Source organism: Catenibacterium sp. co_0103 (assembly GCF_004168205.1).
Classification (GTDB): domain Bacteria; phylum Bacillota_I; class Bacilli_A; order Erysipelotrichales; family Coprobacillaceae; genus Catenibacterium; species Catenibacterium mitsuoka_A.
Map to the genome: position 1 here is coordinate 1 of NZ_RCYB01000105.1, position 6,253 is coordinate 6,253.

A 6,253-nucleotide genomic window follows, 5' to 3' on the forward strand; every position below is an offset into this window, starting at 1 on the left:
TAATAAGAAATCATGAATCTGTACAAATGCTTCCTTACCATAATAGTCATCTGCATTAATAACTGCGAATGGTTCATGAATTAAACCATCACATGCAAGAACTGCCTGTCCAGTACCCCAAGGCTTAGTACGTCCTTCAGGACATTCAATTCCTTCTGGTAATGCCTTTAAATCCTGAAATGCATAAGCAATTTCTACATCATACTTTTTAGCGACTTCTTCAATACGATTCCCTATAACTTCTCTAAAGTCCTCTTCAATATCCTTACGGATAATAAAGATAATTTTGTTGAAACCAGCAGCAATTGCATCATGGATTGAATAATCCATAATAATTTCACCATTAGGTCCAACTGGTTCTAACTGCTTGATTCCTCCACCAAAACGTGAACCAATACCAGCAGCCATAATTACTAAAGCTGTATTCATAATAATCCTCCGTCAAACATGATAACTATATTATACAACGAAAGTTATGTAATAGATATGTAATTAAAAAAACTCAGGATAATTCCTGAGTTATATTAGATAGTGAAGTCTACACAAGCTCTTACTTCAGCATTTTCCTTTGCGATTTTCGCAACAGCTAAATGTCTAGGATCATTTGCATAGCTTGACAAATCTTCCATATTATCAAATTCCATAACTAATGAAACATCATATGTTTCATTAGGGTTTTCATTTCTTCCAACATGTAAAGAACGGATACCATCAATCTGTCCTACAAGTCCCTTTAATCCTTCTACAAACTGATTCTGTAGATCTTCTGTACTTTCTTTAAATTTCCATACAACAACGTGCTGAATCATTTATTAGTCCTCCTTCATTAATTTATTCACTATAGGCATAAGTTCCATCTGTGTAATTGTTTCAATAAGCCCTGCATCTACGACTTTAGTGATTGCAGGATTCATTGGTAAACGACATACAGTAGAAATATTAAACTTCTTCGCAATTTCATCTATATGACTCTCACCAAATAAATAATGTTTATTTCCACAATCAGGACAGATATAGTAACTCATATTCTCAACAAGACCTAGAATAGGAATATTCATCATTTGTGCCATATTCACTGATTTCTCTACAACCATGCTGACAAGTTCCTGTGGTGAAGACACCGTAATAATACCATCTACAGGAAGAGATTGGAAGACTGTAAGAGGAACATCTCCAGTTCCTGGAGGCATATCGACAAATAAATAATCTAATTCACCCCAATAGACATCAGTCCAGAATTGAGTCACTGTATTAGATATTAAGCTTCCTCTCCATACAACAGGATCAGTAGGATTATCCAACATTAAGTTTAAAGAAACAATCTTAATACCTGTACGTGATTCGGCAGGAATAATACCCTTATCATTTCCATAAAGTTTCTCAGTTAGACCAAAAGCCTGAGGGATAGAAGGTCCTGTAATATCCGCATCTAGAATACCTACATTATACCCAATACGGTTCATCATAACTGCAAGTAGTGATGTCATTAAACTTTTACCTACACCACCCTTACCACTTGTGACTGCAATAACATGTTTAATATGGGAATTCTTATTTAAATCTTTATGAAGATCTTTATTAAAATACTTATCATATTCACCCATTTTATTCACCTCATGTATTATTATACATGAAATTAAATAAAAATGCTGATTAACGAATTGAATAACCAGCATACATGGTGATGGCAAATAAGATTAACACACAAATAATCTTAGATACTGCCCAAGCAATTTCGTATCTCATTGTTCCGTCTCCTTTTATATACTTAGTTTAGAATAATAAGAGATATACAAATATCATCATAAGGAGAAGAATAAATGAATATTAAGTAAAAAAAACTAGAGAAATGAATCTCTAGCTTACAATCAATGAGTGGCAGATAGAAGTATAGTTCCTATAATCATAACAGCAACTAATTTTGAACCTAACCAGTATAAATTGTACTTCATATCCATCACCCTTTCTTTTACTACACTCAGTATAGTAAAGAAAGGGTTAAGAAGAAATCACACTCACATTAAGTGTTCGTAAGTATTACTTTAAGAAACGTTTGATCCACTTCATTTTATCATCAGTGAGTGGATAATATCTAAATGGTAAATCAATACGTGTACTCTTATGTAATACAGAACGACGATGAGAGAATGTCTCAAAAGTAAACTTACCATGATAATAACCAATACCACTTGCACCTACACCACCAAATGGGAGTGTATTAGTCGCAAAATGACTCACTGTATCATTAATACATGCATCACCAAAGCTACATAACTCTAAAAACTTATTGGCATGATATGAATCATTAGAGAATAAATAGAGGGCAAGAGGCTTATCATGACTATTAATATATTGAATCGCTTCTTCAATTCTATTGTATTCTACGAGTGGAAGAATAGGTCCAAAGATTTCTTCTTCCATTAAAGGATTATCAAAATCTACATCATTCACAATAGTAGGTGTAATCTTTAAATGTTCTTCATCCACTTCTCCACCAATAAGAATATCCTGATTCTCCAAGAGCTTCTTTAAACGATCAAATTGTTCTTTATTGATGATCTTACATAAGTTTTCACTTTCTAATGGATGTTCACCAAAGAATTTCTTAATATATTCAGAAGCATAATCAATAAAGGCTGCTTTCATACTATCCTTAATTAATATATAATCAGGCGCAATACAAGTTTGACCAGCATTCAAGAACTTACCAAATATAATACGTTTTGCTGCAATCTCCATAGGAATCATATCAGTTAAAATAGCAGGAGACTTACCACCTAATTCTAATGTGACAGGTGTTAATGTTTCTGCCGCCTTCATATAGATTTCTCTACCCGCTTTCTTACCACCAGTAAAGAAAATATAATCAAAAGGTAAATTCACAAGTTCCTTAGAAACCTCTAAACCACCCTCAGCACAATAGGCATGTCCTTTATCAAAACATGTATCAATGAGCTGTGCTACAATAGCGGAAGTATGTGGTGTCTGTTCACTTGGTTTCACTATTGCACAGTTACCTGCTGCAATAGTACCAATAAGTGGTTCTATCGCAAGTAGGAATGGATAGTTCCAAGGTGAAATAATAAGTGTTACACCATAAGGTTCATAAATCGTATAAGAACGAGAAAAGAACTGATGAAGAGGTGTTTTTACCTTTTCCTTCTTTACCCATTTCTTAATATTCTTTAATGTATATGTACAGGCTTCAAGAGTGAGTCCTATTTCTGTCATATAGGATTCTCCTCTAGATTTACCTAAATCTTTCTCTAAAGCATCTTCTATTAAGTCCATATGGTCTTTAATCCATAGCTTAACACGTTTTATTGCATCTATTCTTAAACTTACATCTCTAGTCATTAATGTGTCATAATACGTTTTTTGGTCATTAAAAATCTTTTCTAAATCCATATCTATCACTTCCTTCTTTAGTATTCTAGTACCTTTCACATTCTAATACAACAGACGAATATAATTCACATAATTCAAAAAAATATACTAGATATAATACATGAATTCAATGTGAATAAGATAAGAAATTTATGTGGAAATAAGTTGTCATATAACCAAATCAAGTACAAGGTCTTTTGTTTGTATTGATTTCTTTCAATAAATCTAAATAATTTCATTTTTGAAAGCGACATCTTGTTCATGTAGTATAATGAATGTAGAGGTTCAGTTTCAAAACTTTAAAAATATTCAACTTTTGAAAGTGAACCTCTCTATGAAATATTCACTCCTATCTCTTATAATGTGAGGACTTACAACCCTATCATTGACAAGGTTGTAGAAATTTGTTAAAGTTTTAAAGTAAAAGCAATGAACAGAAGAGACTAAAGTGAATGCATAGAGAACTTATGGCTGGTGTAAATAAGTGTGAAGCTTTAGAAAGATGGTCTGGGAGCTGTTATCTCTAATAGGGATAACCGTAACTCGCGTTAAGAGATTGAGTGACACGTAAGTGTAAAAAAGGTGGTACCGCGATAATTTCGTCCTTTATTAAGGACGTTTTTTTATTTTTAGGAGGAAAAATATGAAAGATCCAAAAGATTTCTATTTAACAACCGCAATTACTTATACTTCAGGTAAACCACATATTGGTAATACTTATGAAATCGTATTAAGTGATGCAATCTGCCGTGCTAAGAGACAGCAGGGCTATAATGTACGTTTTCAGACTGGTACAGATGAACACGGACAGAAAATCGAATTAAAGGCTAAAGAAGCTGGAATTGAACCAAAGGAATATGTAGATAAGGTTGCTGCAGAAGTAAAACGTATCTGGGATATGATGGATGTTACTTATGATAAGTTCATTCGTACTACTGATGAATATCATGTAAAACAGGTACAGAAGATTTTTAAGAAGTTACATGACAAAGGTGATATCTATCTAGGTCATTATGAAGGTAAATACTGTACTGCATGTGAATCATTCTTTACAGAATCTCAGTTAGTAGATGGTAAATGTCCTGACTGTGGTGGAGAAGTGCATGATGCTAAAGAAGAAGCATACTTCTTTAAATTATCTAAATATCAGGATCGTTTAATGCAGTATTATAATGATCATCCAGAATTTATTCAGCCAGAATCAAGAAAGAATGAAATGGTCAATAACTTCTTAAAACCAGGTTTACAGGATTTATGTGTATCAAGAACATCATTTACTTGGTCAATCCCTGTAGATTTCGATCCAAAGCATGTTGTATATGTATGGATTGATGCATTAGTTAACTATATTACTGGTTTGGGTTATGATTTAGATGGTCATAGTGATCCATTATTTGATAGATATTGGCCTGCAGATGTACATGTTATTGGTAAGGATATCGTAAGATTCCATACTATCTATTGGCCAATTATCTTAATGGCATTAGATCTACCTTTACCAAAACAGGTATTTGGTCATCCTTGGTTATTAATGGGTGATTCTAAGATGTCTAAACATTTAGGTAACGTTATTTATGCAGATGACTTAGTAGACCTATTTGGTGTAGATGCTGTAAGATACTACTTATTACATGAAATTCCATATGATAACGATGGTTCAATTACTTGGGACTTATTAGTAGAACGTATTAATAGTGATCTTGCTAATATCTTAGGTAACTTAGTAAACAGAACAATCGCTATGTGTAATAAATACTTTGATGGTGTTGTCACTAATACAAATGTATGTGAACCAGTAGATGATGAATTAAAATCAATCGCACTCGCAATGCCAGGAAAGACTATTAAGTTAGAAAATGAATTCAAGCTTGCTAAGGCATTGGATGAAATCTATGTATTATTAAGACGTACTAATAAATATATTGATGATACTATGCCTTGGGCTCTTGCTAAGGATGAAACTAAGAAAGATCGTCTTGCTACAGTACTTTATAACTTAGTAGAAGCTATCAGATTCTCAGCTATCGCATTAGAACCATTTATTCCTGGTACATCTAAGAAGATCTTAGATATGATCAATACAGATGAAAGAGATATGATGAAGTTAGATACTTTTGGTTCATATAAATCAGGTACTAAAGTAACTGATCACCCAGAAGTATTATTCGCAAGATTAGATCCTAAAGAAGTAGATAAACAGGTAGAAAAGTTAACTCCTGCTAAGCCAGTTGTTCCAGAAAAGAAGGATGAAACACCTGAAATCACTATTGATGATTTTGCTAAGGTAGAATTAGTTGTTGGTGAAGTAAAGAAATGTGAAAAGCATCCTAAAGCAGATCGTCTTCTTGTATCACAGATTGATATTGGTGGAGAAGTAAGACAGATTGTTTCAGGTATCGCAGATAGCTATTCACCAGAAGATATGCCTGGTAAGAAGGTAATTGTTGTAAAGAACTTAAAACCAGCTAAATTAAGAGGTGTAGAATCTCAGGGTATGATTCTTGCAGGTGGAACTAAGAAATCTATTAAAGTATTAGAAACAGATTTACCAGCAGGTACAAAAATCAGCTAACATGAAAAGAGTGAACTTTTTGGTTCACTCTTTTAGCATGTCTAATTGTGTAATATAGCTATCAATGATTTTAAATGCGTCTTCTTTACTTAACGATCTTTCTTCTAGTATATATTGATAATAGTCATTAAAGGCCATTACAAGAATTGCTTCATGAAGCTGTATTGTTTTGATAGTGCCACTGGCTGATACAATTTGGAAATAGAGTGTATTCATGTTCATGATTTCCTCCATTTCCCCGCGCCTTCGTTGCGCGGACACAAATATATAACCAAACTCAAATCCACCAAAACT

6 protein-coding genes and 1 other annotated feature are annotated in these 6,253 nt (G+C 33.1%); of the genes, 1 reads left to right on the plus strand and 5 read right to left on the minus strand.

Features of this window, described 5'->3' with window-relative positions; genetic code table 11:
• The 4 genes from EAI80_RS11375 to EAI80_RS11390 form a co-directional block, all read right to left on the minus strand.
• On the minus strand, positions 1–432 hold a 432-nt coding region (locus tag EAI80_RS11375; protein WP_342771707.1), incomplete at its 3' end, for a sugar phosphate nucleotidyltransferase.
• Between the two features lie 92 nt (positions 433–524).
• Entirely contained in the window at positions 525–809 is a 285-nt protein-coding gene (locus EAI80_RS11380) for a Dabb family protein (RefSeq protein WP_022425322.1), read from the minus strand.
• A gap of 3 nt (positions 810–812) precedes the next feature.
• Positions 813–1,604: an Mrp/NBP35 family ATP-binding protein gene (locus EAI80_RS11385; RefSeq protein WP_238634589.1), complete on the minus strand. Its 792-nt coding sequence runs from the start codon at positions 1,602–1,604 to the stop codon at positions 813–815.
• Between the two features lie 433 nt (positions 1,605–2,037).
• Complete coding sequence (locus tag EAI80_RS11390; RefSeq protein WP_129982131.1) at positions 2,038–3,408, minus strand: aldehyde dehydrogenase family protein; 1,371 nt, start codon at positions 3,406–3,408, stop codon at positions 2,038–2,040.
• 399 nt (positions 3,409–3,807) lie between these two features.
• Positions 3,808–3,997: a binding site (T-box leader), on the plus strand.
• Between the two features lie 33 nt (positions 3,998–4,030).
• Here EAI80_RS11390 and metG point away from each other — a divergent pair.
• On the plus strand, positions 4,031–5,959 hold the full coding sequence (gene metG / locus EAI80_RS11395; protein WP_129982132.1) for a methionine--tRNA ligase: 1,929 nt from the start codon (positions 4,031–4,033) through the stop codon (positions 5,957–5,959).
• Between the two features lie 24 nt (positions 5,960–5,983).
• On the opposite strand, the gene EAI80_RS13515 is transcribed toward metG, so the two are convergent.
• Positions 5,984–6,253, minus strand: a 270-nt coding sequence (locus EAI80_RS13515; protein ID WP_161220345.1) for a hypothetical protein, incomplete at its 5' end; no start/stop codon positions are given.